We start from the raw sequence: 25,877 nt of genomic DNA, 5'->3' as shown, positions 1-25,877 counted from the left end.
GGAGTATGAGATGAGCGACTCAATAGAAAAGGAATTGCAGAAGTTTGAGCTGCCCACGCGCACTGATTTTCCGTGGGTAACCACTACAATCACTGTGTTTGGCGTGGTGTTGTCTGCTTTGCACATTTGGTTTAATACCTTATCGACGTTACCAGAGTTATGGATTTCCGCGACCCACTTTGCTGGCTTTGCGGTGATTTGTGCGCTTTGGTATCCGGCTCATATCTCTCTCAAGCAGAGTAAGATTGCACTCGGTATCGATGTGTTAATTGCTATGGGCGCGGTCGCGTGTTTGCTCTACATTCCCTATGCCGAAGATGCGCTATATGAACGCGGTGTTAAGTTCGTGACCAGCGATTGGGTCTTCGCCATCATGGCAATTCTGATTGTTATTGAATTGATTCGACGCACCATGGGTTGGTTTATTCCAGTGCTGATTGTGGTGTGTTTAAGCTACGTTGTGCTTTGGGGTAAGTGGGCGACAGGTATTTTCCACTTCCCGGGTTTGAGCATGGAAACTTTGCTCTACCGCAGCTTCTATTCTTCTGAGGGTATGTTTGGCTCTATCTCGCGAATCAGTTGGACTTTCGTATTTATGTTCATTCTGTTTGGTGCATTTCTCGTCCGCTCTGGTGTTGGTGATTACATCATCAATGTGGCACGTGCTGCGGCTGGCAAAATCATCGGTGGTCCGGGTTTTATTGCGGTGATAGGCTCCGGTTTGATGGGCTCAGTATCGGGCTCTAGCGTGGCAAATACGGTTTCAACCGGTGTTATCAGTATTCCTTTAATGCAAAAAGCAGGTTTCCCTTCGCGCTTCGCGGCGGGTGTGGAAGCTGCAGCGTCAACAGGTGGTCAGTTGATGCCACCAGTGATGGGCGCGGGTGCTTTCATTATGGCGTCTTACACACAAATTCCTTATGTTGATATCATCGCGGTTTCTTTTATTCCTGCTCTTATCTATTTCTTGTCTGTTGCATTCTTTGTGCGTATCGAAGCCAAACGCAGCGGCGTTCAAAAAATCACGACCAGCGATGAATCTCTACTGAAAGTGTTGATCAGCGGTTGGCACAACCTTATCCCACTGGCGGTATTGGTCACTTTATTGGTTCAAGGCTTTACACCGACTTACGCTGCGGGCTTGTCGATCATTTCAGTGGTGGTGGCTTCTTGGTTCTCGAAAGATCACAAGATGGGACCAAAAGCGATTATCGAAGCACTTTCGCAAGGCGCGAAAAACATGGCGACAACTGCCGTATTGCTGGTGGGTATTGGTCTGGTGATCAACGTGATCAGCACAACGGGCATCGGCAACACCTTCTCATTGATGATCGACGGTTGGGCGAATGGTGACTTGTTCATCATGATCGTTCTGATTGCGCTCGCTTCTCTTGTTTTGGGTATGGGTTTACCTGTGACAGCGGCGTATATTGTATTGGGCACACTGTCTGCCCCTGCGCTTTACAAGTTGATTGCGGAAAACCAATTGCTTGAATTGATGGTGTCAGGTCAATTGCCTGAACAAGCAAAAGCGATCTTTATGTTGGCGGCGCCAGAAAAGCTGGAGCTGCTTAATGCACCAATGGCGTTGGAAACGGCGAAAGAAATGGTGGCGTTAGTACCTGCTGACTTTATGGAAACCCTACTAGAGCAAAGTTTGGGTATGGAAGCGGTAGGCTTGGCATTGCTGGCTGCTCACCTCATCATCTTCTGGCTATCGCAAGACAGTAACGTTACTCCTCCAGTGTGTTTGACCGCATTTGCTGCGGCAACCATCGCGAAAACACCGCCAATGCGCACTGGTTTGATGGCGTGGAAAATCGCCAAAGGTTTGTACCTTGTGCCGCTACTTATTGCCTACACAGGCTTAGTAAGTTGGGATGTGACGTCAGTGATTACCGTGGGCTTCTTTGCCATCATCGGTACCTATGCATTGATTGGTGCGATTGAAGGTTACTTGGAAGGCCCTCTAAACATTCTGACGCGTCTCTTGTTGGTAGTGGTGGGTACATTGCTGGTTTGGCACGACATCCCAATGTTGGTTCGTGTGGCAAGCTGCGCGGTATTTGTCGCGGTGTTCATTTACAGTGGTCGCAAGTTCAAATTGCAACAATCTCAACTATCGGTTTTATAAGAGGTCGTATGAAATCAGTCTATGACTACATCATTGTTGGTGGCGGTATCGTTGGCGTGTCGACAGCATGGCAACTGCAGCAACGTCACCCAGACAAATCCATTTTATTGGTTGAGAAAGAGTCCGGTTTTGCCAGGCACCAAACCGGACACAATAGCGGCGTGATTCATGCTGGGGTGTACTACGCACCGGGCAGCTTAAAAGCCGATTTTTGTAAGCGTGGGGTAGAGCGAACCATTTCGTTCTGTGCTGAGCACGATATTCCGGTGGAGAACTGTGGCAAGTTGTTGGTTGCGACCAATGAGCAAGAAGTCGAACGTATGAATGCCCTTTATGAGCGCTGCCATGTCAACGGTATCGACGTAAAGCTACTCGATGAAGTTCAACTCAAACTGGCTGAACCAAACATCACAGGCTTGGGCGCGATTTATGTCAAAACCACCAGTATTGTCGATTATCGTTTGGTCACTGAGCAGATGGCGGAAGAGTTCCAAAAGCTCGGCGGGCAAATTAGCCTGAGAACTAAAGTGGTGGCTGCCGAAGAGAAGGATGAGGAAGTCCAACTGACCTGCATTTCAGACGGTCAAACGATGCAGCTTAATACCAAGTTCTTGGTTACTTGCAGCGGCTTGATGGCGGATCGTATGACTAAGATGATGGGTATTCCAACTGACTTTCAGATCATCCCTTATCGCGGTGAATACTACCGCTTAGATAGCAAACACGACCAAGTGGTGAATCATCTTATTTATCCAATTCCCGACCCTGATTTGCCATTCTTGGGTGTCCACCTGACTCGCATGATTGATGGCAGTGTGACCGTAGGTCCAAATGCGGTGCAAGGTTGGAAGCGAGAAGGGTACGACAAGGTTAACTTTAGCCTGCAAGATACCATGCAGATGCTCAGCTTCTCCGGTTTCTGGAAGGTGACACAAAAGCATCTCAAAACCGGATTGGATGAGTTTAAGAACTCTTGGTGGAAGCCGGGCTATCTCAAGTTGGTCAACAAATACTGCCCTAGCATCAAGGTAGACGATCTCAAACCATATCCTGCGGGTATTCGTGCGCAAGCAGTGTTATCCGATGGCACTTTGGTTCATGACTTCTTGTTTGCAGAGAGCGCAAGAAGCTTGCATGTTTGCAACGCCCCCTCTCCCGCAGCGACATCTGCAATGCCTATTGGAGAGTACATTTGCGATAAGGTGAATGAGAAGATAGAGGCGAAAACGGTATAAAACAAAGGCGACGTAACTGTCGCCTTTGCTATATTTGAAGCGAGGTTTTATGACTCGCCTTCTTTTTTAGGGCAGAGTTCACCTTTCTTGGCGTGTCTCTCGATCATGTAATCGCCGCGAGCACTGTGCAGGACTATCGCGTTCCAGACTTGGCCATCTTGCAACTCGAACTCAAACGCATAATGGGTGCCGCCGACCATTTTCGTTCTCACCTCATGAATTGCTTTCAATTTATCATCGGCATTCATTTGATAAAGCACCATGTTGAGTGAGCGTCTGGCGTCAGGAGTTGCTTCAGCAAGTTGCCAGTGGCCCTGCTCGTCTGTTGCGGAGCAAATAGACCGCATTTTACTTTTCATGGCGGATGACATCTGCTTGTCTACGGCCAATGCATTTGGTGAAAACAGTGGAACCGTCAAAGGAATCAAAGTTACCAGAAACCGCTTTAAGGTCATAAAAACACTCCGTTGTTTTACTCTTGCTTGAGTATAGACCTCAATGACTTCAGATGTGGTGCAGTAGACTCTTGGCCTACAATATCGCAGCTCGTATCAGCGAACTGACGATAAACAAGGCGACCACGCTTGCCAGCCAAATGCCAATGAACCACAAAATGGGTTTTAGTTTCATTAGTGATATCCCTCTCCACGTTTCATCTTACCGCGGAAAACCCAATACGAATACGCCGTGTAGGCTATGATCAGAGGAAGTAATACCACCGCACCGGCAAGTAAAAATGCCAAACTTTTATCTGGCGCGGCGACGTCTTGATAAGTGAGTGCGAATGGGACCAAGTAAGGAAATGTACTGACACCGAAACCCATCGCGGAAACAAGAAACAGGCCGATGGCAAGTACATAGGCACGAACAGCTTTGTGGTCGAGCAAGGCTTTGAATAGCTGCCAAATGAGTGCCGCTGCAATAATTGGTAAGATGAAAAACAGCAGCGAGTTTGGTAATGAGAACCAACGTTCAAAGACGATATGTTGGCTCAATGGCAACCACAAACTAGCGATGAATATACAGGCTACCATTGCTAGCCCCCATCGTCGCGCGACCACATAGTAACGCCCCATCAGCTCTTCTGGAAGCTTGATTAATAACCAGCATGAACCAAGCAGAATATAAGCACAAACAAGCGCCAAGCCACAAAATACGCTAAATGGCGAAAGCCAATCAAACCATCCACCTGCGTATGCTCGTTCACTAACTTCTATACCCTGGAGCAGGGTTCCAAGCATAATGCCTTGCATCAATGCCGCGGTGAGTGAACCAATGAAAAAAGCGCTATCCCATAAAAACTTTCCGCGTTGTGTTCGGAAGCGATACTCAAAAGAAACCCCGCGCAGAATTAGCCCGAGCAGCATTAAAATCAGGGGAGCATAGAGTGCTGGCATAATGACCGCGTAGGCGAGGGGGAACACGGCAAAAAGCCCACCACCGCCAAGAACTAGCCAAGTTTCATTCCCATCCCAAACAGGAGCGATACTGTTCATCATCATGTCGCGCTCTTCATCGTCATTCGCGCTGAGGAAGAGGATACCAATACCGAGATCAAAGCCATCTAACACGACATAAATCAGAACGGCGAGCCCGATCAAAGCGTACCAAATTAATGCGTAATCCATGAGCTAGCCTCCTAGGTTAGATGGTTAGAGTGTGTGATAGCATCGGTTTTCGTGCCATCAGGAAGTCGGCTGTCTAAGCCTTCTTCATAACGAGTTGGAGATTTGCGCATCAAACGTAGGAGATAGAAGAAGCCTGCTCCAAAAACCACAAAGTAAACCACGATGAACGCCGTCAGGGAGACGCTCACCGCGGCGGCATCAATAGGCGATGCCGAATTGGTTGTGGTTAAAAGACCGTACACGGTGTAAGGCTGGCGACCGACTTCAGTGGTTATCCAACCTGCTAGAACCGCAATGAATCCCGCTGGGGCAAACAGTACGCAGATACGTTGAAGTGCCCTAGAATCAAAAAGTTTGCGACGCTTTCTGAGCCATAGACTCCATACCCCAATGGCAAGCATGGCAAAACCAAGCGCGACCATTATTCGGAAAGACCAGAAAACGATGGACACAGGAGGGTGTTCCTCCTCTGGAAAAGCATCTAATCCCTTCACTTCACCGTTGAGGTCATGAGTTAAAATCAAACTACCGAGTTTGGGGATTTCCAGTGCGTATTCCATACGTTTTTCTTCATCGTTAGGGATACCGAAGAGGATCAATGGCGCGCCTTGGTGAGACTCATAGTGCCCTTCCATCGCGGCAACTTTGGCGGGTTGATGTTCAAGGGTGTTCAATCCATGCATGTCTCCAGCAACGATTTGAATTGGTGTCACGATGGCTGCCATCCACATTGCCATCGAGAACATAATTCTGGCTAGTGGATTATGGTTTGCTTTTAGTAAGTGATAAGCGGCAACGCCCGCTACAACAAAGGCGGTAGTGAGGTAAGCGGCGAGCAACATATGAACGAGCCGATAAGGGAAGGAAGGGTTGAAGACAATCGCCCACCAATCTTCTGGGATAAACTGTCCGGCTTCGTTGATACTGTAGCCCGTTGGTGTTTGCATCCAGCTATTGACCGAAAGTATCCAAAACGCAGACAAAAACGTCCCGAATGCAACAATACAAGTCGCTGTGAAGTGAAGCTTCTTGCCTACCTTATCCATACCGAAGAGCATCACGCCTAAAAACCCCGCTTCGAGGAAAAACGCAGTGAAAACTTCATATCCCATTAACGGGCCTAAGACTGGGCCTGTTTTGTCGGCAAATACGCTCCAGTTGGTCCCGAATTGATAGCTCAACACGATGCCACTTACCACACCCATACCAAAACTGATGGCAAAGATTTTGAGCCAGTATTTATATATCTGCATGTACTGTTTGTTGCCCGTTTTTAAGTACAAGCCCTCTAACACGGCGAGGTAACTTGCCAAACCAATCGTAAACGCTGGAAAAATGATGTGGAAAGAGACAGTAAAGGCAAATTGGAATCTGGCTAAATCGATGGCGAGTGTATCCATGGGCATTCCCTTTTAAGTTTCGAATTAACAGTTCGCCGAATTAGAAGAGATGAGGGAAGAGCGACGAACAAAATGGAATACGAAGAAGGAAGGCTAAGAGATTAAAAAACGATCGCTTTTTACGGCAGTGCGTACCATCTTTTAGATAAAGGAGGAGTTGTTATGAGCCTTAAACACTACTTTGAGAAAGCGACACCTAAGTTTGGCCCAGGTGGGAAGTATCACAAGTTCTATCCATTGTTCGAAGCTGTCGAAACCATTTTTTACACGCCTGGTAAGGTTAACCAGGGCATGACTCACGTTCGAGATAGCATCGATTTAAAACGTATTATGATCATGGTGTGGCTGGCGGTCTTCCCTGCCATGTTCTGGGGTATGTACAACATAGGTCAGCAGTCCAGCGATGCTTTGTTGTATGGAATGGATCAAGCCTCAGCTCAGCAAGCGCTGGCCTCTTCGTGGCAACTGAGTTGGGTATGGGGCTCGTTAGATGCGGTTTCACAGGCGGGGTGGGCAAGTAAAATGTGGCTTGGCGCCACTTACTTTATTCCGGTTTATGCGACGGTGTTTATCGTTGGTGGTTTCTGGGAAGTTCTGTTTGCTATTGTTCGAAAGCATGAGGTGAACGAAGGCTTTTTTGTCAGCTCTATACTATTCGCGCTGATCCTTCCTCCGACAATTCCACTGTGGCAAGCGGCTTTAGGTATCACTTTCGGTATTGTTGTGGCGAAGGAGATTTTCGGTGGTACGGGGCGAAACTTCTTAAACCCGGCACTAGCAGGGCGAGCCTTCTTGTACTTCGCTTATCCCGCTAACATGTCTGGCGGGGCTGTTTGGGTTGCGGCAGATGGTTACTCTGGCGCTACACCGCTGAGCCAATGGTATGAAGGTGGACAAAGTGCCTTGATAAATAGTATGACGGGACAGCCAATTTCATGGGGAGATGCTCTTGTTGGTAATTTGCCAGGCTCGATGGGTGAAGTCTCCACGCTGTTGATTGCATTAACAGGCTTTATTCTTATCTTTATGAAGATAGCGTCGTGGCGAATCGTTGCAGGCGTGTTGGTTGGTTTAGTGGCGGCTTCATTATTATTGAATGCGATCGGTTCGGACTCTAACCCAATGTTCTCCATGCCGTTTTACTGGCACTTCGTGATTGGTGGGGTCGCGTTTGGTACCTTCTTTATGGCGACAGATCCTGTCTCGGCGGCTTTTACCAATGGCGGTAAATGGGCATACGGACTATTAATCGGTGTGATGACGATTTTTATCCGAGTGCTGAACCCAGCTTATCCAGAAGGCATCATGTTAGCGATTCTATTTGCTAACTTATTCGCGCCACTTTTCGATTATTTAGTCAAAGAAACTAATATCAAACGCAGAATGAAAAGGGCGAGACCTTCTTAAAATGAGGGTGACTTCACTGAAAGTTGATTGAAAACTGCACTATATTGAAAAGGTCAGAAACATGGGGTTTCTGGCTTTTTATTTTTATCAGGAGGACGAAGACGATGAGAATAAAGGATATTCTCGATAGCCGTTTGGTGCTGTCGTTCTGGTACAACCTAGACTACTGCTTGTCTCTTCTTAGTAAAATCTCTTCTCGTTGATTTCCTCAATGCAACCGCATTGAAAAGCATTTTATCTATTTGTTTTTTTAGTCTTACGTGATAGCGCGTAGGGCAATGCGTATAAGGAAATTAACAATGAAACGTATTCCAGAACCTTTCCGTATCAAAATGGTTGAGCCAATCAAAATGACCACTTTGGCAGACCGTGAAGTCGCGTTAAAAGAAGCGGGTTATAACCCATTTCTTCTTCGTAGTGATGATGTTTATATCGATTTGCTGACTGACTCTGGCACTGGTGCCATGAGTGATAATCAGTGGGCTGGCATCATGATGGGGGATGAATCCTATGCGGGTAGCCGAAATTACTACAACCTGTGTGATGCAGTAGAGCACTTCTTTGGTTACAAGCTCACCGTGCCTGCGCACCAAGGGCGTGGTGCCGAGCAAATTTTGTTCCCAGCTTTGATTGAGCGTATGCGTCAAGTGCGTGGTGGTGAAACGCCAGTATTTATATCGAACTACCATTTTGATACCACCGCGGGTCACATCGAGCTCAATGGCGGTAAAGCAATTAACGTGGTAACGGAAGAAGCATTCGACACCACTACGCCTTATGATTGGAAGGGCAACTTTGATATCGATAAGCTGGTGGCAACAATTGAAGCGCACGGTTCACATAACATTTGTGCGATTATCACCACGATTACTTGTAATAGCTCCGGTGGCCAGCCTGTGTCGATGGAAAACATGCGCAGCGTGTACGAGATTGCAACCAAGTACGATATTCCGGTGGTGATTGACTCGGCTCGTTACTGTGAGAACGCCTACTTTATTAAGCAGCGTGAAGAAGGGTACGAAGATAAATCGATTCTGGAAATCATTCGCGAGATGTACCAATACGGTGACATGCTCACCATGTCGGCTAAGAAAGACCCGATGGTAAACATTGGTGGTATGTGTTGTATTCGTGATCATAAAGAGTTGTTCCAAGCAGTGCAGACACGTTGTGTACCCATGGAAGGATTTGTGACATACGGTGGTATGGCTGGGCGTGATATGGAAGCGCTCGCTCGCGGTTTGTATGAAGCGGCAGATGAAGATTTTCTTCACTACCGAATTAGCCAAGTTCAATACTTAGGTGAGCGCTTACGTGAAGGCGGTATTCCAATTCAATACCCAACGGGTGGTCACGCAGTGTTTGTGGATGCCGCTAAGATTTTGCCACATATTCCAACGGATCAGTTCCCTGCGCAGGTATTGTGTAATGCCTTGTACTTGGAGGCGGGTATTCGAGCAGTAGAGATAGGATCACTACTGCTTGGTCGTGACCCTGATACGGGTAAACAAAAAGCGTCAGAGTTAGAATTAATGCGTTTGACCATTCCACGCCGCGTCTATACCAACGACCATATGGATTACATTGCGGATGCGATTATCGAGCTGAAAAATCGTGCACATGAGTTAAAAGGGCTCACTTTTGAGTATGAACCACCAGTGCTGCGCCACTTTACTGCTCGGTTTAAAGAAATCGATTAATTAAGGTTTGAATATAGAAAAGCAAAAGGCCGCGAGTTTCGCGGCCTTTTTCGATTTGTTTCTTAGCGTTACAGTTACGCCAACTCTAATGTAATGCGAACGAACTGATCGTCCTGGTACTGCACTTCATAATTGAATGTACCACTGGCGTAAATGCTGCCAAGGAAAAGTGAGCGTTGACTCATTGGTCCACGGAACAGCATCGAAATAGGAGCGATTAGGGCGTTATTATCATCGAAATGCTGATTTAAGTTCTCAGAAAGCACACACAGCAAACAGCCGTGTTGGTCGTGAGATAAGTCGACGTCTTCCGGTCGAGATAATAATACGGTAGTCCCCAACTTCTTCTCAATCTCGTTAATCAACAGCAAGTAGCTATCTAGATCAGGTTGAGGGTTACGTGGTTTATCTGCACCCACGCAACGTTCGAGTAACGCTTCCAGATTTCCGTTCTCGCCTTTTGCCTGTTGAGTCAAAGACTTTAACGGCTTTTTAATCAGCTTATAGCGATTACTCTTCAGTTTTGGCTTCAGCCATTTCTGCAGTAAGTCGTTACGCTCTTTAAGGGAGAGGCCATGCGAGGACGCGTGAATTTTAAAGTGCAGGTGCAATAAAGCGTGAACCGCAAGCTCACTCAGAAGTTGGTTAGCATCTGTAGACTGTCTTGCCTGCTTAGAACTTTGCATTACACTCGAACAAAATTAGGGAAGAAGGATAATGGTGCCGAGAGAGGGACTCGAACCCTCACACCAAAGGCACTAGCACCTCATGCTAGCGTGTCTACCAATTTCACCATCTCGGCATCATGATGCTCTGAATACTCAGAGGCCTCGAAAAGAAGCACCGCGAATTGTATAACCAAAATCCATCTGTTGGCGAGAGCAAAATGACGAATTTTGGATCTTTCGAGTTTGATTGCGTATTTATTGGTCACTTTTGCGTTTTTTACCATCAAAGTCTGTCCTTATGCCCTTACTTTTATTAACGGTATGACGACAAAAGAACGTTTTTGCCTAAATTTTGAACGCTTGAACGTTTGCGTAAATAAATGTGATGAATATCTCTTTTTGTTGGCTATACTTGCGTCCCGTTTAAGCGGGAATTAGGGTTTAGTTGTTCAGGACCCTTACCCATACAAGCCGTCACATGGAGCAGGCCAAGCAATACGCTCGCCAGCAGTGAATGACCCCACGGACCGGACCAGCTACGTTCAATTGCTTGTATAAGGTAAAAATAAGATGTCGAACTATTCGTTCTGTCTACATTCTGGATCTGAAGGCGAGTTATCACTCGCTGCGTTGTCCCTTTCTTCTGCCAATTCCTTTGGCTCTTTTTTCTTTTTCAACGTTCAGTAGGTCCAGCTCATGAGTGTTCTATTTAGTCTATTTGGTATTGTTGCACTGCTAGGTTGTGCTTTCCTACTTTCTGAGGGCCGTTCTTCCATTAATTGGAAAACCGTATCTCGCGCCTTGATGCTACAAATGGGATTTGCTGCCTTAGTGCTTTATTTCCCGTTAGGTCAGGCGGCGCTGGCGAGTTTAAGTAATGGTGTCGCGGGGCTACTCAGCTTTGCTGATGAGGGGATTAAATTCCTCTTTGGTGACCTCGCTTCTTCTGGCTTTATCTTCGCTATTCGTGTCCTTCCTATCATCATCTTCTTCAGTGCTCTTATCTCCGCCCTTTACTACTTGGGCATCATGCAAAAAGTGATTCAATTTATTGGCGGCGCTATCCAGAAGTTCTTGGGTACGAGTAAAGCAGAGTCTCTGGTTGCAACAGGTAACATTTTCTTATCTCAAGGCGAGTCCCCACTTCTTATTCGTCCATTTCTTTCGAACATGACTCGCTCTGAACTATTTGCTGTGATGGCTGGTGGTATGGCTTCAGTGGCGGGCAGTGTGCTTGGTGGTTATGCCGGTTTGGGTGTCGACCTAAAATACTTGATTGCGGCAAGCTTTATGGCAGCTCCAGGTAGTTTGATGATGGCAAAAATCATTATTCCTGAACGCCAAACGCCAAGCGATTACAACGATATTGAGCTAGATAAATCAGAAGAAAGCAACGTTATTGATGCGCTAGCAAGCGGCGCCATGGGCGGTATGAAAGTGGCCGTTGCTGTTGGTACCATGCTTATCGCTTTTGTTAGTGTTATCGCGATGGTGAACACGGGACTAGAAAACTTAGGTGACATACTTGGTTTCTCTGGTGTGACGCTACAAGCGATTTTTGGTTACTTGTTTGCACCTCTAGCGTGGTTGATTGGTGTGCCAAGCCACGAAATCCTTGCTGCGGGTTCATACATTGGTCAGAAAGTTGTGATGAACGAATTTGTCGCGTTTATCGATTTTGTACAGCACAAAGCGACGCTGTCTGAGCATACTCAAGTCATCATCACTTTTGCGTTGTGTGGCTTTGCAAACATTGGTTCAATTGCTATTCAGCTGGGTTCTATCGGTGTGATGGCACCTGAGCGCCGCAAAGATGTTGCAAGTCTAGGCCTAAAAGCAGTTGCTGCTGGCACACTCGCTAACCTGATGAGTGCGTGTTTAGCGGGTATTTTCATCTCGCTCTAATTTAGATTGAAGATGCACACTAAAAACCCGCCCAAATGGCGGGTTTTATTATTTCTAAGGCTTAGGTATTAAGCCGTAGGGTATTGATTTAAAAGCGTCAGGGTGCTCTTGATAAGTTGGCGCTTTATGTACCCCTTTCCAATCGAGCAGCATGATGGCTAGCACGTTACGGTGCTCGCCGTACTTGAGATCAAAACTCCCATCGACCGATGGAATCATCCCTTTTTCAGCGTTGATTGCGTGACGAATGGCTTGGCGGGTTTTCTTTACGACCGGATCATGGTCCAAGCCTGCTAACAAAAACGAAATGCCGACTTCTGCAATCACATCTTCTTTGGCGCGCAGTAGAATAGTGTCGATGTTGTTGCGAAAGTAATCATAAATCCATTGGTGTTTCTTTTCGCTTACTCGTTCTTGATAGTACTGTGAGTCGGCAAAGATGATGTGCGTCATACCATAGAGTTTATTCCAATACTGCTGAGCTGAAAGCATCTTATCTTTATTGTCGGGGTAGGTGTTACGGAAGGTTTGAGTAAATTCCTCGACCACATCTTGCTCACCAAGCTGGCGAAGCCAGTAGACTTGGTTTGCGAGCTGAGCTGCCCACGCCTCTATCATTTCTTTGTCCGTAACGTAACGCGAGAAATCGTAGCGCCTCAGGATCTTTCTCAGCGTTTTGTCTTGCTTATGTTTCAGACCATATTCGTTTGCTCTTGCCATTGCGCCAAGCAAATCCACGCCAAGATAAAGATATTCAGGATGGTGTTTAGTGACGGTATAGCGTCGTTGCCCTCGCTCACTTTCTTTCTCTTGATACGCGGTCAATCTTTGTGATGAATAAAGAATAATATCTTCAGGTTCAACGACTTCATTAGCAAATCGGTTTAATCGGCTAGCTACTTGTGCCATGTCGGTCCAAACGGCAGCGTGATATTTCTCATCTAATGTCTGGCGGTACATGCGTAAGCCAAAGTGCCCCTCTTTAAACGCAGGTAAAGTGAACAGTTCCTGCTCGTAGGTATTACGAATCAACTGTGCTGATTGAGCATTATCTAGGAGCGGTATCTCTTCCTGTGATGCCTGAACAGCAAAGGTAAGTGAGCAAGAGAGTAAGACTGCTAAGCTAAGAGGTTTGATACGCATAAATCCATTCCCTATGAAGTCCTGAATCTAAACCTACCATCAATATTAATTAAGAATGTAAAAGCTGAGTCAATAGTTAAAAATCTGTCGAAAAGTCAGATTGATACGTTCACCTTTGGTTTTCGCGGTTTTTGGTACACAGTGTTTCCAGTGATGTTGGAGCTCGCCAGCCATAACCAGTAAGGAGCCGTGAGAAAGCTCATATTCAATCTCAGTTTTACAATGTAAATTTCTGAGCAAAAATCGACGTGTTTCACCTAAATTCAAAGAGGCGATAACCGGGTTTCTACCTAGCTCTGGTTCATTGTCTTGGTGCCAGCCCATCGAATCTTGGCCGTGTCGGTATAGGTTGGCAAGTACAGAGTTGAAAGCTACATCCGCAATCGTCTCACAGCGCACTTTGAGCTGAGTTAACTCAGGAGTCCAAGGGTGAGGCTGCATGGTCAAGCCAGAGTAAGTATATGCTGCATCACCATGCCACGCTTGTAAACGAGGTTGAAGTACTGACTTGCCGAACATGGTAATGCGCTCTTGATGCCATGGCAGTGTTTTCAGAAGTTGGTCAAAGTAGTGATCCGCTTCTAGATGGCTAAGAAAATAAGGATCGTAATAGAGTTTACCCCTTTCTACTTCTTGCCACTGAGTACCGTCAAATAAATCGCCTTGTTGATGCATCATCTCATACCTAAAACATAAAAAATTTTAATCACTGTTACCTTTCCGATTGGGATTGGTTATTCTTGTGATAGTAAGAATTTTAACAATAAATAAAAATCTCGTAACGATATACGAGTTGTGGGGAGAAAATGCGTTATTTACCCAGAAAGCGATGCTATTTTGCATTGTTCTTCCTCTGTTTTTTCGCTTTATGCGTTGGGGTTATTGAGCTGTTGCATCGAAATCAGCAAGAGCTTCACCAAGAGCGAGTTCAAGTTGAGGCCAAAGAACAACTTTCCACCCTCCGTTCCAATTTGGAAGCGGTACTTATGGCGGATATCTATAAAGCCAGTACCTTGGCGACACTTATTACTTTACTGCCTAAAAACCAAGAAGACGAATTGAACATTGCGGCTCACCGCATCCTGAGCAAAAGCAAACATATTACGATCATTGGCATTGCGAAGAATGATGTTATCAGTCATATATTTCCCCGCCAAGGTAATGAGCGTTTAATCGGCCTCGATTACCGAACGGTGCCACAGCAGTGGGTGCAGGTGCAAAAAGCCAAGGATATACAAGAAATATTCATAGCAGGACCTGTCAACTTGATTCAAGGCGGCAAAGGTTTGATCGTGCGGGTTCCGGTTTTTCTTGATCCACCGTTGAACCAAGATTATTGGGGTGTGATCAGTGCGGTGATTAATTTTGATGCTCTGATGCGAGAAACTGGCGTGATCGATTTCTCTTATCGCTATCCTTTGATGATTCGTGGTTACGACAGTGGCGGTGCTTTTGGTGACGTTTTCTTTGGCGCGCTGAGTGAAACCAAAACGCCATACGCGAAAGAAATGGTTCATTTTCCTTATGGTGGGTGGAGTATGGTGGTTTTCTCCGGAGACAAACTCGACCATCAAATTCCTTGGCATCAGCTTTATTTAGCAAGGCTCATCGGTTATCCCATTGTTTTTGCACTGAGCCTCGCGCTTATTGCGATTTATCGCTTGTACATCATTGCGGATGATAGAGCACTGCATGATGAACTGACGCACTTACCAAACCGTCGCTATTTTATGAAGTTTTACAAGCAGCAGTTTGAAATAGCGAAACGTTACAAAAAGCGTTACAGCTTCGCCTTAATCAATATAGATCTGGATAGGTTTAAACATATTAACGATACCTATGGTCATGACGCAGGCGACAAGGTCTTAGTCGCTACGGCTGAAAGAGTGAGAAGCTCTCTGCGTAAATCAGATATAGTGGCCCGAATGGGAGGTGATGAGTTTTTAGTTGTCGTTCATAACCCTGGGACGGAAGAAAATGTTCAGTCTCTGCTACAAAAGCTCAGGTTAGCTTTATGTTCGACGCCCGTGATTTACGATGAAGCGCTCATCTACCTGAGAACCAGCATTGGGTACGCGATATTTGATCCGGACATGTCATCTCCAGAGCAAATGATGAAAATAGCCGATGAAAGAATGTATCAACAAAAACATGGCGGATGAACCTGAGCCCAGTTTCAATCAGGGCTTTGGAGCAGTGGTAAGGTTAAGAACCCGAAATCTCACCATCATTTGGGTATAAGAATATATGACTTTACATGTCAATAGACTCTTTGCTGAGAGAGTCATTATTAGCAGTGCATAAAGTGGCATATTTGCATGTTGTTGCATTTTGCAAATGCAGTTTGCGAAATTTATGGTTAATAAAGCAACGATATGCATCTGGATCTATTAAAAAACGGCCTTTTTAAAGTTGGCACGCATCGTGCTTTATCTAGAGTGACCCTTATTAAGCCGAGGGTCACCTAGCCAACTGACGTTGTTAGTGAATACACATTGTTCACAAGTATATACCGCCAATCACGATTATTGTGATTGGCGTTTTTTCTTTCTAGAGACCAATAATATTCACGTCGTCACCTGTCTCATCGGCTTCTCCGCACTTACTGTAACAACTAGGCTGCCTTGGACAAACGGCCCCTCTTGAGCAGATTAGCCTAGCTTGGGTTTGAATACCTCGTTCTATCCAATTGATGTTTAATATCTTAGCAATGGTTGTTAAGTCTTTTTTGATGTGGGGAGGAATGACACTACTTCCGCCGGAAGCGACACAAAGTGACTTCAGCTCTTCCGCAATAGAAACCGCATCACCACCTTGTGCAGAAATCGCAGGGTTTAAATCTATCCCCGCGCACAACACTCGGTTGTTCCCCGCAGGGTCAAATACGTTGACTGATTCACAACAGTAAATACGTGGCTCGTCGCCCACATTCAAAATCGAAATTTGCGCTGAACTGGTATCCAAAGGTTGGGCTAGACGTCTAAATACGGCCCAGTGTTGGCAAGGATCGTTCACTTTGCGCATATTGCCCCAAGGAAGCGGGATGCCATTTCCACGATATACCGCTTTCAACTTGCCCGGACCATAGGCATCAAAGTAGTGCCAATGAGGGTACGGAGAAACCACGGTCATACGACGCATCGCAACGGAAGGAGAAACGCCAGCCTTTTTGTGAACATCAATTTCGTAACCGGAACGGTCAAGCAACTGACGAAATGGTACTTTGGGGCAAAGCAAGGCACCAGCAAAAAAGCTGGACTCAAAATCGCGCCAAGCTTGTAGGATATCTTGCGAGTTGAGCTCAGAGTTGGAAACTGGGCTGTCCATTTGCTCCCAGTTGTTTTGATGCCCAATAGACAAAACGTTATTCATTGCATCACTGCTATGGAGCACGCGATGGCCGATGTATACCGCCAAGTCATATTTCAATCGGGTTGGGTAGTCTCGCATTCGTTTATTGAGATAAATAGTCCCAGGTGGCTCCATGAAAGACGTAATCAACTGTTTGGCGCTGACGCCCAGTTCATCAATCACATCCTGTGGTGCTCGGTCTACCCAGCGAATATCCAACCCCATGCTTTTCGCAATATCTATCAGATCTTCTACCGATAGATTCAGGCGTTTCAAGCCGACCTCTTCGGCTGCGCGTTCTAAATCAGGAAAATGGTTTTGATGGTTCTCTTGGTGCGCACGGATCAGCAAGTGGGCGAATTGACGTCCAGTAATACCCGTTTGAGACAACATCTCTGGAATCGCGATTTGGAGAATATCATTGGAGAACAAAAAGCTCGGCTCCAATGCCATACCGTTGATACCGCCACGATTCCCTTTGTTGGGGGTAATGGCCTCTAATTCCGGTTCATCATCTAAAAACCACGCAGGATCTTTTTGAAAAACTTCCGCGATCACTTCGAGCATATCAATACTCGGAACGCGTTTTCCGCGCTCTATCATCGAAAGGTAAGATACCGACGGTGCGTACTCAGGATTGATCCTTACACAGCGTGCAGATAAATCCTCCATAGTTAAATGGTTGTTTTTCCTTAGGTTGCGAATTTTCGTACCTAGAAAATGGGACTGACGAATAAGGCTTTTTGACACAGACATTTTGTAAAATTCACATTGTAAAATTTTTGTTGTGAAATTGTAGTCAATATTTCGCTAGTCTACATAATAAGCAGGCAAGGAAATTAACCATCAACTTCACAGAATTGCCTGAAACTTAAACGAAGGAATTAAGTTTTTACTCTAGGACGAGTTTTTTTAAGTGCGAGGATATGACGATGAATATGCTGAACTTCGATAAAAAAGAGATGCAACAACAACAACGCCCATTTATCGCTGAAGCTGTATTTGCCGTCGAAGCGGTAAGTGCTGAGCAGCAGAGCGAGAAGCAAGTAAAAGCGAAGCAACTACTAGACCGCATGTTCCCATTGGAGAACGGGTCGCACCAAGATGTATCAAGTTACGTAATTGATTACCGCCATGTATTGGCTTACTTCAAAGACGGCACACACAGCGGCCTGAAAAGCCCAAAACACTTTGTGGCGTACACGGGTGAGAAAGAAGATCCAAAATCGATCTTGTTTAAAGACGATTCGGGTAACCACGTAGAAGTGCTATTTGGCTGTCACAAAGGCACCGGTTGTGTGGAGTTGATGGATATTGATGACATTCAACTGGAAACACGTACTACGTTTAACCCTGAACTAACGGGCAATGCGCCGACGGCGATGCGCCACTGGATCAGCCTAATCAAAGGCGACAAAAAAGGTAAGCCGATGGCATGCAGTGAAGATAAAGAATACACTGCGAAAAACGGTGACGACTATATTCTAAGCTATTGCTACAGTGTCGATTAAGATGTGAAGCGCCAGATAAATAGACCCCGCACTCAATAGTGCGGGGTTTTTATTCTATTTCGAAAAAGTCGGTCCTATTAACCAAGCTTATATAACAAGTTGATTTAAATGGGCATCACGCGGTTACGACCGAGTTGTTTTGCCTCATAAAGTTGCTTATCGGCTTTATTGACCAGAGCTTCAGGCGTATCACCCACCTCATATTCTGCTACCCCAAAAGAAGCGGTAATGCTGTGAACTTGTGTACCAGAACGCTTATCTCTGATGCGCAGTTTTTCTATCATGCGGCGTAGTGTGTCTGCATATTGGCGAGCAATTCGCAGAGACTTATTGGGCACAATTAAGGCGAACTCTTCACCACCAAAACGATACGCGCATATTCCATCTCGACAGCTTTGTTGTAGTCGACGGGCAATGGCTTTTAGCACCGTATCGCCGAAAAGGTGGCCGTAATTGTCGTTAAATGACTTGAAATGGTCGATATCAAGCATGATCAAGGTCATTGCTTGATTTGATGCGATAAGCGAAGACAGATCTTTATCAAAAGCTCGACGGTTGTAAAGGTTGGATAAACCATCAAATAATGCGTCTTGCTGTACTTCAGCCAGCTGATTTTTGAGGCGAGAAATTTCTTCACTCGCATTAGTTAATTGGCTATTCAAAAACTTTGTCGAGTGACGAATTTCGTGTGACTCTGCGACAAGTTGACGAATCACCACCATCACTTCTTCAATACTTAAGCTGTTGTCTTCAACTTTTTCTAGCTTATTAAAACTTTTGTCTACCATTTCAGAAAAGGAAGAAGTATCTGAAAGTGTATCGCTCATCGAGCTGGACACTTCATGCAGCAGAACTTCTACATTGGTTCTAAGATCTTCAAGGCTAGTTTCTGCTTTACTGGCAACATAGTTGTTATAAAGCTGTTTATTGGTTGCAGGCGGGCAGATACCGTAGTTTTCTAACACCGTATCCAACTCAAAGTTGAGTTCAGGAATGGTCTTGTCAACGTAGGTATACCAAAGCGCATAGTTGGCTGGCGTGGCAGCAACATGATTTTTGATCATTAGGGGGACCGCTTTTTTCAAATTAGCGGTCGATTTTTTAAACTCGTCGGTCATTTCTGCGATGGTACTAGCAAAATGGAATTGGACTTAGATTAACGGATATTAACCAATATCGCTTTAATTTTTATCATTTTTGCATGGTTTATATAAAAAATGAGTGATTAAGACCGTTATCAATATCGCCAAATTTTAATTTTATAAAATCTTAGTATGAAACATGCGCAAACGATGTTTTGGTGTTAAGGGCTCTAAGATGACCAGCCAATTGGTTTAGTGAGATTGTCAGTAACCTAATGATCGTAAAGCTCTATTGCCCGTACAACAACGAGTGGAATAAAAGACTTAGCGCTTAGGCTATTTGCAACAAGAACGCGGGACTCCGAGTTTACAAAAAACGAGTTTACAAAAAGAGGGTGCGACTTGGATAAGAAAATAGGACTGTATTGGTTCACTAATGACCTGCGTTTGCATGACAACCCGCTGTTGATAGACGCTTGTGCAGAAATGGATGAGTTAATTTGTTTGTATTGTCGCCCCTCGGTGACACCTTACTTGCAGCACTTTGCGCAGGAGACCTCTTTAGGGCGTGCGAAATTGCAGTTTCTCGAGGCATCGCTTAATGAACTTAATCAATCTTTAGCTAAATTGGGGCAACGATTATGGACGATTGAACTGACGCCCTATCAAGCGATCAAATATGCCATCAGTCATTTCGGTATCACTCATATTTATGCTGATGCGTTTGCTGGTTCGGATGAGCAACAGGCACTAGAGCGTGCAATTGAAGGCACTCCCCATGTGAACATAAAACAGCAAGCGATCCGTTCTTTGTTGTGCGAAGAACAGTTACCATTTGAATTAAGGCAACTGCCTGCGACCTTCACGAAATTTAGAAAGCAGGTCGAAGGTTTAGACCTCTCTCAACCTTACGAGAGCGTTCATGCTTTACCGCCAGAACCTTCAGGTATGAATTTTCCTACCGCCACGACATATTACTTTGACACCAAACCAGCATTTGATGGCGGAGAACTGAGCGGTCTTGAACATTGTCGACGCTATTTTGCTTCAAGTTTAGCGAGTGAATATAAACAGACGCGCAATGGGCTTGATGGGGTGGAGTATTCAACTAAATTTTCACCTTGGTTAGCTCATGGTTGCGTCTCTCCTACAATCATTTATGCCATGCTCAAACAATATGAGCGGAAGAACGGAGCAAATGATTCAACCTATTGGATCTATTTCGAGTTGTTGTGGCGGGAATACTTTTATTGGTACGCGAGAAAGTATCAACAGAAGTTGTTTCGATTTGGCGGTATCGCCAACCAGCCACCACTGACCAGTTTTTATGCGCAACGCTTTAAGCAGTGGAAGAAAGGCGAGACACCTTTTCCAATAGTTAACGCATGTATGCATCAGCTTAATAAAACGGGTTATATGTCTAACCGAGGGCGCCAACTGGTCGCGAGCTGTCTGGTTCATGAACTCGGACTCGACTGGCGCTACGGTGCTGCTTATTTTGAAACTCAGTTGATTGATTACGATGTCGGCTCTAATTGGGGCAACTGGCAGTATTTGGCTGGTGTTGGCGCTGACCCACGTGGCTCACGTCAGTTTAATCTAGAAAAGCAGACACAAACTTATGATCCAGATTTCTCATTTATCGACAAATGGCAGGGGAGATGCGTAGGCGTACATCTTGATAGTGTCGATATGGTGGATTGGCCGATTGCGCCAAAAAAAGAGAGCGGGAGATAACCAATGCATTACGAGACGGTTCGGCTCATTCTTGGTGACCAACTTAATAGCGAGCATTCGTGGTTTCAACGTGTAGACGACTCGGTGCTTTACCTTGTTGCTGAGTTGAAACAAGAAAATACTTACGTTACGCATCACATTCAAAAGGTGTGTGCTTTTTTCTCTGCGATGGCGAATTTTGCTAACGAGCTGCAGGAAGAAGGGCATCAAGTTTTACACCTCACGTTGGATGACACACAATCTTTCGAGGATCTTGCGCAAGTCTTACAACACTACGTGAGTGAAGTTGGTGCAAGTAAGTTTGAATATCAACGCCCCGACGAATACCGTTTACTAGAGCAGTTAGCCAAACTAAAGCTTGATGGGGTCGTGATGCGCAGCGTCGATTCGGAACACTTTTTGTTACCGTTTGAGGAAATAGAATCGCAGTTTCCCCAAGGTAAACACATCATGATGGAGCACTTTTATCGCCGTATGCGTAAGCGTTTCAACATTTTGATGCAAGACGGTAAGCCTATTGGTGGAAAGTGGAACTACGACGCCAATAACCGAAATAAACTTAAAGCAAAAGACATTGAACAGCTGCCAAAGCCATTAATGTTTAGTCATGACGTCAGTGATATTGTCGAGCGCTTAGGTCGGCACAACATTCAAACCATAGGTAAATTAAATGGTGATTTACTCTGGCCAGTAAGTCGCTCTCAAAGCTTGTCTTTACTCGCGCATTTTTGTCAGGTCTGTTTGCCATTGTTTGGTCGTTTTCAAGACGCCATGACAGGTCAGCACGAGGCTAAATGGAGCTTGTATCACAGCCGGATTTCGTTCTCGCTGAACAGCAAGCTGCTGAATCCGCGAGAGGTGATTGACGCTTCACTTAAGGCATTTCATGCCAATGCCGACATCGATATTTCTCAGGTAGAAGGTTTTATTCGTCAGATCTTGGGGTGGCGAGAGTACATCCGAGGCGTTTATTGGGCGAACATGCCTCATTACCCGAAAAAGAATGAACTGGAAGCGAGTAGAAAGCTGCCAGACTTCTTCTGGAACGGCGAAACCAAAATGGCCTGTATGCGAAACGCGATTGGCCAGTCTCTTGATTACGCTTACGCGCACCACATTCAGCGCTTGATGGTAACCGGTAACTTTTGTTTATTAACCGAGATCGACCCAGATCAAGTGGATGAATGGTATCTCGGTATCTACGTTGATGCGATTGAATGGGTAGAAATGCCCAATACGCGCGGTATGGCACTGTTTGCAGATGGTGGGATTGTTGGTACCAAACCGTATGCGGCGAGTGGCTCTTACATCAACAAAATGAGTGACTACTGTAAGGGTTGCCACTACGACAATAAGGCGAGGAGCGGGGAAGGATCGTGTCCGTTTAACAGCTTGTATTGGCGCTTTATGAACAAGCACGACAAGCGCCTCGCAACCAACCCACGAATCGGGATGATTTTCCGTTCTTGGGACAACATGGAAGAACAGCAACGCCAGGCGATACTCGATACCGCAGAGTATTACATAGAAAACGTGGAGAACTTGTGATGGAAATACTGATCGTTGGTGGTAACGGTGGAATTGGTTTGGCGATGGTTCAACAAGCGCTAGTTCGCTTTCCTCAAGCTCGCGTGCATGCCACTTATCGTAAGCATCAACCAGACTGGCAACACCCAAATGTAGTTTGGCATCAAGTGGATGTATCGCAGGACGAGCAGATGAAAGCGTTCAGTGAGCAAATTGAACATGTTGATTGGTTGGTGAACTGCGTTGGTATGTTGCACACCCAAGATAAAGGTCCTGAGAAAAATCTTAGCTCGCTCGACGCAGACTTTTTTCAGCAAACCATCATGGTTAATACTTTGCCGAGTTTACTGTTGGCGAAATACTTCACGCCCAAGTTAAAACGCAGTACCAACCCCAAGTTTGCGACCATTTCGGCCAAAGTTGGCAGTATTAGTGATAATCACTTAGGCGGTTGGTACAGCTATCGTGCATCGAAAGCCGCGTTAAATATGTTCCTCAAAACCATGTCGATTGAATGGCGGAGAATGGTCAAACACGGGACTGTACTCGCTCTTCACCCAGGCACAACAGATACGGCTTTGTCGGCACCTTTTCAAGCGAATGTACCTGAAGGAAAGCTGTTTAGCCCAGAGCGTGTCGCGCAAGACTTATGGGGATTGATTGACAAAGCAACCCCGCAGGATAGCGGGGCATTTTGGGCTTATGATGGTGCCTTGTTACCTTGGTGAAGCGCAGCTTGGTCTGAGCCACGTTACCTTGGAAAATAAGGCTAGCAGTGCGGCATAAAGTTTTTGTGGTTCTAACTTTTGACTGATTTGTTTCTTCGGCAGCGCTCAGAACAGTAAACGACTTCGTCCCAATTTCTTGCCCATTTCTTTCTCCATGAAAATGGGCGATGGCAAACAGAGCAGATTTTGGTTGGTAATTGTTTTTTAAAACCTTTCATCTGGTACTCCCCATTCGCCATCGTATGCCCTTGAAGTCGAATGAGTACGAATTATTTATCAAAGAGATACAGATACTCTTCATACCCCTGCTCTTTCATTTCACTTATAGGGACAAACTTCATTGCCGCAGAGTTCATGCAGTAGCGTAATCCTGTTGGCTTCGGACCGTCTTTAAACACATGACCAAGGTGAGAATCACCAAACTTACTGCGAACTTCCGTTCTTGGATAAATCAGCTTGTAATCGGTTTTTTCAACGATGTAACCTGGGTTGATTGGCTTAGTGAAACTTGGCCAACCCGTCCCCGATTTGTATTTATCGGTAGAAGAAAACAACGGTTCACCAGTTACGATATCAACGTAAATCCCCGCGTCTTTGTTGTCCCAATATTCGTTGTCGAACGGACGTTCGGTGCCTTCTTCTTGTGTTACGTAGTATTGCAACTCCGTTAAGTTTGATTTGATCTCGGACTTAGCAGGCTTACTGTACTCTTTCACTTTTGATAGCAACTTTTTTTCTTCGATCAACTGACGAAGCGTTTTTGGGGTCTCTTTACGATCATCACCAAATACTTCATCCAAGTATTTATCTCGACCAGACGCATAGCGGTAATACTTATACTTTAAGCTGCTCTTTTTGTAGTAGTCTTGGTGATACTCTTCTGCGGGATAAAACTTTTCAAACTCGATCAATTCTGTTTTAAACGGTTTTGGATAGATCATCGCCTTGTCGATTTCCATTATAAACTGTTCTGCGATCTGCTTTTGTTCAGCGTTATGATAGAAAATAGCAGGACGATACTGTGGGCCACGGTCGACAAAAGAGCCTTTATCGTCAGTAGGATCGATATGACGGAAAAAGTAGTCCAACACTTGCTCGTAACTAACCACTTTAGGATCGTACTTAACTTCGATCACTTCTATGTGACCTGATTTACCTGATGAAACTTGGCGATAAGTTGGGTTTTCAACATGACCACCAGAATAGCCTGATACGACATCGACTACGCCAGTCAACTGTTCCAAATCCGATTCTGTACACCAGAAACAGCCGCCAGCTAGTGTGGCGATTTCTGCATTCTCTGAAGCCTTCATCTTATCCATCGTATCGGCGGTGCCTGTTTTACTCAAAAGTAGAAACAAGACAGGAAGTGCGAAAGAGAATCCGACCAATAACTTAGATATATTCTTCATAGCTACCTCAACGTTGTTTTCCGTAGAAAGTGTGACTGAAATAAAAAGTGTTACGTATAGAGAAAGGCAACCGAGCGAAAAAATTACAGCAATGTTGAAAATTCCGTTGCCCTTTTATGCGAGAAAGCTAAAGTATCGACACGAAATACACCGCTTGATAGGGCAACGATGTCTTCAACGAGCGATGCTAAATGAGGTAAATCATGCAAGCAGAAGTTAAATGGGTAGAAGATTTTAAATTCCTTGGGCAATCTCAGTCGGGTCACTCCGTAGTGATGGATGGCAATGGCGGTGCAACGGCACCAAGCCCAATGGAAATGGTACTAATGGCCGCTGGTGGCTGTAGCTCTGTCGATGTTGTCGACGGTTTGAAAACGGCAGGACAAAAGGTCTTGTCTGTTAATGCCAAGCTAACCACAGAGCGTCGTGAAACCGCACCACGTATCTTTACGCAAGTGAATATCCACTTTGAAGTGTCAGGTGATGAGCTTGACCCAGAAGTCGTAGCAAAAGTGGCGGCTGACTCGCTAGAAAAATACTGCTCGGTTTGCTTAATGCTAGGTGAAGGTGTTGAGATGACCCACAGCTGGGAAATCGTGTAAGTCGACAGGCACCACAAAATATAAAAACAGGAAAGAGAAAAGTGCAGGCTTTTCTCTTTTTTTATTCCGCAATTCACGTACCGTGTGATTAATCTGAAAGTAGTAATTGTAGGTTGTAGGAGTCTCCCAGTGACAGAACTCGAAAAAATGATGTCTGGTCAAATCTTTGATGGCATGGACAAAGAAATTGACGCCATTAGAAGTCATGCTCTTCAAGCACTTAGAGCACTCAATAACAATACCGACGAAAGTAAGCGCGACGAATTACAAAAACAGCTGTTTGGCAAAGCGGGTCTTTGCATTGTTCAAGCCCCTTTCCATTGCGAATTCGGTAAAACCATCGAAATCGGCGAAGAGACCTTTATCAACATGAACGTGGTCATGCTCGATGGTGCCAAAATTACCATCGGGAACCACGTGCTAATCGGTCCAAGCGTGCAATTGTATACGGCTTCTCATTCTGTTGATTACCGAAGTCGCCGACGTTGGGAGACGTTTTGTAAACCTATCACGATTGAAGATGATGTGTGGATTGGCGGTAACTCCGTCATTAACCAAGGTGTGACGATAGGTGCTCGCTCGGTGATTGCGGCGAACTCGGTCGTCAACCATGATGTGCCGCCAGATTGTCTATACGGAGGCACGCCAGCTAAGTTGATTCGTCGTCTCAACGAAGAAGAGTAAGAATCGATAGTGATGGTATGATG

The 25,877-nt window shown here is 45.4% G+C and carries 22 protein-coding genes and 1 tRNA gene; 12 read left to right on the top strand and 11 right to left on the bottom strand.

Annotation, left to right across the window (positions count from 1 at the left end):
- The first annotated feature begins 10 nt into the window (after positions 1 to 10).
- Complete coding sequence (locus FKN08_RS12245; RefSeq protein WP_009705104.1) at positions 11 to 2,134, top strand: TRAP transporter permease; 2,124 nt, start codon at positions 11 to 13, stop codon at positions 2,132 to 2,134.
- Positions 2,135 to 2,142: 8 nt separating this feature from the next.
- A complete protein-coding gene (lhgO, locus tag FKN08_RS12240; RefSeq protein ID WP_047007973.1) occupies positions 2,143 to 3,369 on the top strand; it encodes an L-2-hydroxyglutarate oxidase in 1,227 nt (408 codons plus the stop codon).
- A 47-nt stretch (positions 3,370 to 3,416) separates the two neighbouring features.
- Here the strand turns inward: lhgO and FKN08_RS12235 are convergent, their stop codons facing one another.
- From FKN08_RS12235 to FKN08_RS12220, 3 genes are all read right to left on the bottom strand, one after another.
- The gene (locus FKN08_RS12235; protein ID WP_047007974.1) at positions 3,417 to 3,824 is read right to left on the bottom strand and encodes a hypothetical protein; all 408 of its coding nucleotides are present in this window, start codon (positions 3,822 to 3,824) and stop codon (positions 3,417 to 3,419) included.
- A 174-nt stretch (positions 3,825 to 3,998) separates the two neighbouring features.
- Positions 3,999 to 4,997 (bottom strand): cytochrome d ubiquinol oxidase subunit II, encoded by a 999-nt coding sequence (gene cydB, locus FKN08_RS12225; RefSeq protein ID WP_005393631.1) that lies wholly within the window; start codon positions 4,995 to 4,997, stop codon positions 3,999 to 4,001.
- A gap of 11 nt (positions 4,998 to 5,008) precedes the next feature.
- Positions 5,009 to 6,397, bottom strand: a complete 1,389-nt coding sequence (locus FKN08_RS12220) for a cytochrome ubiquinol oxidase subunit I (RefSeq protein WP_170892227.1) — start codon at positions 6,395 to 6,397, stop codon at positions 5,009 to 5,011.
- 162 nt (positions 6,398 to 6,559) lie between these two features.
- On the opposite strand from FKN08_RS12220, the gene FKN08_RS12215 reads away from it, so the two are divergent.
- Positions 6,560 to 7,804 carry an NADH:ubiquinone reductase (Na(+)-transporting) subunit B gene (locus FKN08_RS12215; protein ID WP_170892226.1) on the top strand — a complete coding sequence of 415 codons (1,245 nt, stop codon included), beginning with the start codon at positions 6,560 to 6,562 and terminating at the stop codon, positions 7,802 to 7,804.
- 299 nt (positions 7,805 to 8,103) lie between these two features.
- Positions 8,104 to 9,504 carry a tryptophanase gene (locus tag FKN08_RS12210; RefSeq protein ID WP_048624681.1) on the top strand — a complete coding sequence of 467 codons (1,401 nt, stop codon included), beginning with the start codon at positions 8,104 to 8,106 and terminating at the stop codon, positions 9,502 to 9,504.
- 74 nt (positions 9,505 to 9,578) lie between these two features.
- On the opposite strand, the gene FKN08_RS12205 is transcribed toward FKN08_RS12210, so the two are convergent.
- Together FKN08_RS12205 and FKN08_RS12200 are read right to left on the bottom strand one after the other, a co-directional pair.
- Positions 9,579 to 10,190, bottom strand: a complete 612-nt coding sequence (locus tag FKN08_RS12205; RefSeq protein WP_047102823.1) for a DUF2913 family protein — start codon at positions 10,188 to 10,190, stop codon at positions 9,579 to 9,581.
- Positions 10,191 to 10,222: 32 nt separating this feature from the next.
- Positions 10,223 to 10,306 (bottom strand) — tRNA-Leu (locus FKN08_RS12200).
- Between the two features lie 562 nt (positions 10,307 to 10,868).
- Between FKN08_RS12200 and FKN08_RS12195 the strand changes: the two genes are divergently transcribed.
- Entirely contained in the window at positions 10,869 to 12,077 is a 1,209-nt protein-coding gene (locus FKN08_RS12195) for a NupC/NupG family nucleoside CNT transporter (protein ID WP_170892225.1), read from the top strand.
- Positions 12,078 to 12,131: 54 nt separating this feature from the next.
- On the opposite strand, the gene FKN08_RS12190 is transcribed toward FKN08_RS12195, so the two are convergent.
- The gene (locus FKN08_RS12190) at positions 12,132 to 13,220 is read right to left on the bottom strand and encodes a DUF3541 domain-containing protein (RefSeq protein ID WP_170892224.1); all 1,089 of its coding nucleotides are present in this window, start codon (positions 13,218 to 13,220) and stop codon (positions 12,132 to 12,134) included.
- A gap of 69 nt (positions 13,221 to 13,289) precedes the next feature.
- Positions 13,290 to 13,895: an alpha-ketoglutarate-dependent dioxygenase AlkB gene (locus FKN08_RS12185; protein WP_104973364.1), complete on the bottom strand. Its 606-nt coding sequence runs from the start codon at positions 13,893 to 13,895 to the stop codon at positions 13,290 to 13,292.
- Positions 13,896 to 14,026: 131 nt separating this feature from the next.
- Here FKN08_RS12185 and FKN08_RS12180 point away from each other — a divergent pair, with 131 nt between their 5' ends.
- A complete protein-coding gene (locus FKN08_RS12180) occupies positions 14,027 to 15,382 on the top strand; it encodes a diguanylate cyclase (protein ID WP_170892223.1) in 1,356 nt (451 codons plus the stop codon).
- 388 nt (positions 15,383 to 15,770) lie between these two features.
- On the opposite strand, the gene FKN08_RS12175 is transcribed toward FKN08_RS12180, so the two are convergent.
- Positions 15,771 to 17,327, bottom strand: coding sequence for a DUF3612 domain-containing protein (locus FKN08_RS12175; RefSeq protein WP_080955914.1), 1,557 nt, complete (start codon positions 17,325 to 17,327; stop codon positions 15,771 to 15,773).
- A gap of 176 nt (positions 17,328 to 17,503) precedes the next feature.
- On the opposite strand from FKN08_RS12175, the gene FKN08_RS12170 reads away from it, so the two are divergent.
- Complete coding sequence (locus tag FKN08_RS12170; RefSeq protein ID WP_005393653.1) at positions 17,504 to 18,082, top strand: malate synthase; 579 nt, start codon at positions 17,504 to 17,506, stop codon at positions 18,080 to 18,082.
- A gap of 104 nt (positions 18,083 to 18,186) precedes the next feature.
- On the opposite strand, the gene FKN08_RS12165 is transcribed toward FKN08_RS12170, so the two are convergent.
- Positions 18,187 to 19,200 (bottom strand): GGDEF domain-containing protein, encoded by a 1,014-nt coding sequence (locus tag FKN08_RS12165; RefSeq protein ID WP_005393654.1) that lies wholly within the window; start codon positions 19,198 to 19,200, stop codon positions 18,187 to 18,189.
- A gap of 366 nt (positions 19,201 to 19,566) precedes the next feature.
- Here FKN08_RS12165 and FKN08_RS12160 point away from each other — a divergent pair, with 366 nt between their 5' ends.
- The 3 genes from FKN08_RS12160 to FKN08_RS12150 are packed head-to-tail and all read left to right on the top strand — an operon-like array spanning position 19,567 to position 23,156.
- Complete coding sequence (locus FKN08_RS12160; protein WP_170892222.1) at positions 19,567 to 20,901, top strand: DASH family cryptochrome; 1,335 nt, start codon at positions 19,567 to 19,569, stop codon at positions 20,899 to 20,901.
- 3 nt (positions 20,902 to 20,904) lie between these two features.
- On the top strand, positions 20,905 to 22,449 hold the full coding sequence (locus tag FKN08_RS12155; protein ID WP_170892221.1) for a cryptochrome/photolyase family protein: 1,545 nt from the start codon (positions 20,905 to 20,907) through the stop codon (positions 22,447 to 22,449).
- The gene (locus tag FKN08_RS12150; protein ID WP_170892220.1) at positions 22,449 to 23,156 is read left to right on the top strand and encodes an SDR family oxidoreductase; all 708 of its coding nucleotides are present in this window, start codon (positions 22,449 to 22,451) and stop codon (positions 23,154 to 23,156) included. The genes FKN08_RS12155 and FKN08_RS12150 overlap by 1 nt, the downstream gene beginning before the upstream one ends.
- Before the next feature lie 71 nt (positions 23,157 to 23,227).
- Here the strand turns inward: FKN08_RS12150 and FKN08_RS12145 are convergent, their stop codons facing one another.
- On the bottom strand, positions 23,228 to 23,374 hold the full coding sequence (locus tag FKN08_RS12145) for a DUF2256 domain-containing protein (protein WP_170892219.1): 147 nt from the start codon (positions 23,372 to 23,374) through the stop codon (positions 23,228 to 23,230).
- 51 nt (positions 23,375 to 23,425) lie between these two features.
- Positions 23,426 to 24,568 carry a peptide-methionine (R)-S-oxide reductase MsrB gene (gene msrB / locus FKN08_RS12140; protein ID WP_170892218.1) on the bottom strand — a complete coding sequence of 381 codons (1,143 nt, stop codon included), beginning with the start codon at positions 24,566 to 24,568 and terminating at the stop codon, positions 23,426 to 23,428.
- A gap of 203 nt (positions 24,569 to 24,771) precedes the next feature.
- Between msrB and FKN08_RS12135 the strand changes: the two genes are divergently transcribed.
- A complete protein-coding gene (locus tag FKN08_RS12135; protein ID WP_005393675.1) occupies positions 24,772 to 25,170 on the top strand; it encodes an OsmC family protein in 399 nt (132 codons plus the stop codon).
- 129 nt (positions 25,171 to 25,299) lie between these two features.
- Positions 25,300 to 25,854, top strand: coding sequence for a sugar O-acetyltransferase (locus FKN08_RS12130; protein ID WP_074189776.1), 555 nt, complete (start codon positions 25,300 to 25,302; stop codon positions 25,852 to 25,854).
- The last annotated feature ends 23 nt before the right edge of the window (positions 25,855 to 25,877 follow it).

The sequence above is a fragment of the Vibrio sp. 1-2 (7-a) genome (assembly GCF_013048515.1).
GTDB lineage: Bacteria > Pseudomonadota > Gammaproteobacteria > Enterobacterales > Vibrionaceae > Vibrio > Vibrio diabolicus.
The sequence above is the reverse complement of the archived record's forward strand: the minus strand, read 5'-3'. Positions and strand labels throughout refer to the sequence as shown.

Bases quoted from the DNA above. Each gene is read 5' to 3' on its own strand.
- FKN08_RS12165 (WP_005393654.1), bottom strand. From the start codon at position 19,200: ATGACCGACGAGTTTAAAAAATCGACCGCTAATTTGAAAAAAGCGGTC.
- FKN08_RS12180 (WP_170892223.1), top strand. From the start codon at position 14,027: ATGCGTTATTTACCCAGAAAGCGATGCTATTTTGCATTGTTCTTCCTC.
- FKN08_RS12195 (WP_170892225.1), top strand. From the start codon at position 10,869: ATGAGTGTTCTATTTAGTCTATTTGGTATTGTTGCACTGCTAGGTTGT.
- cydB (WP_005393631.1), bottom strand. From the start codon at position 4,997: ATGGATTACGCATTAATTTGGTACGCTTTGATCGGGCTCGCCGTTCTG.
- FKN08_RS12155 (WP_170892221.1), top strand. From the start codon at position 20,905: ATGCATTACGAGACGGTTCGGCTCATTCTTGGTGACCAACTTAATAGC.
- msrB (WP_170892218.1), bottom strand. From the start codon at position 24,568: ATGAAGAATATATCTAAGTTATTGGTCGGATTCTCTTTCGCACTTCCT.
- FKN08_RS12185 (WP_104973364.1), bottom strand. From the start codon at position 13,895: ATGCATCAACAAGGCGATTTATTTGACGGTACTCAGTGGCAAGAAGTA.
- FKN08_RS12210 (WP_048624681.1), top strand. From the start codon at position 8,104: ATGAAACGTATTCCAGAACCTTTCCGTATCAAAATGGTTGAGCCAATC.
- lhgO (WP_047007973.1), top strand. From the start codon at position 2,143: ATGAAATCAGTCTATGACTACATCATTGTTGGTGGCGGTATCGTTGGC.
- FKN08_RS12235 (WP_047007974.1), bottom strand. From the start codon at position 3,824: ATGACCTTAAAGCGGTTTCTGGTAACTTTGATTCCTTTGACGGTTCCA.
- FKN08_RS12170 (WP_005393653.1), top strand. From the start codon at position 17,504: ATGAATATGCTGAACTTCGATAAAAAAGAGATGCAACAACAACAACGC.
- FKN08_RS12245 (WP_009705104.1), top strand. From the start codon at position 11: ATGAGCGACTCAATAGAAAAGGAATTGCAGAAGTTTGAGCTGCCCACG.
- FKN08_RS12190 (WP_170892224.1), bottom strand. From the start codon at position 13,220: ATGCGTATCAAACCTCTTAGCTTAGCAGTCTTACTCTCTTGCTCACTT.
- FKN08_RS12220 (WP_170892227.1), bottom strand. From the start codon at position 6,397: ATGGATACACTCGCCATCGATTTAGCCAGATTCCAATTTGCCTTTACT.
- FKN08_RS12150 (WP_170892220.1), top strand. From the start codon at position 22,449: ATGGAAATACTGATCGTTGGTGGTAACGGTGGAATTGGTTTGGCGATG.
- FKN08_RS12135 (WP_005393675.1), top strand. From the start codon at position 24,772: ATGCAAGCAGAAGTTAAATGGGTAGAAGATTTTAAATTCCTTGGGCAA.
- FKN08_RS12175 (WP_080955914.1), bottom strand. From the start codon at position 17,327: ATGTCTGTGTCAAAAAGCCTTATTCGTCAGTCCCATTTTCTAGGTACG.
- FKN08_RS12215 (WP_170892226.1), top strand. From the start codon at position 6,560: ATGAGCCTTAAACACTACTTTGAGAAAGCGACACCTAAGTTTGGCCCA.
- FKN08_RS12205 (WP_047102823.1), bottom strand. From the start codon at position 10,190: ATGCAAAGTTCTAAGCAGGCAAGACAGTCTACAGATGCTAACCAACTT.
- FKN08_RS12145 (WP_170892219.1), bottom strand. From the start codon at position 23,374: ATGAAAGGTTTTAAAAAACAATTACCAACCAAAATCTGCTCTGTTTGC.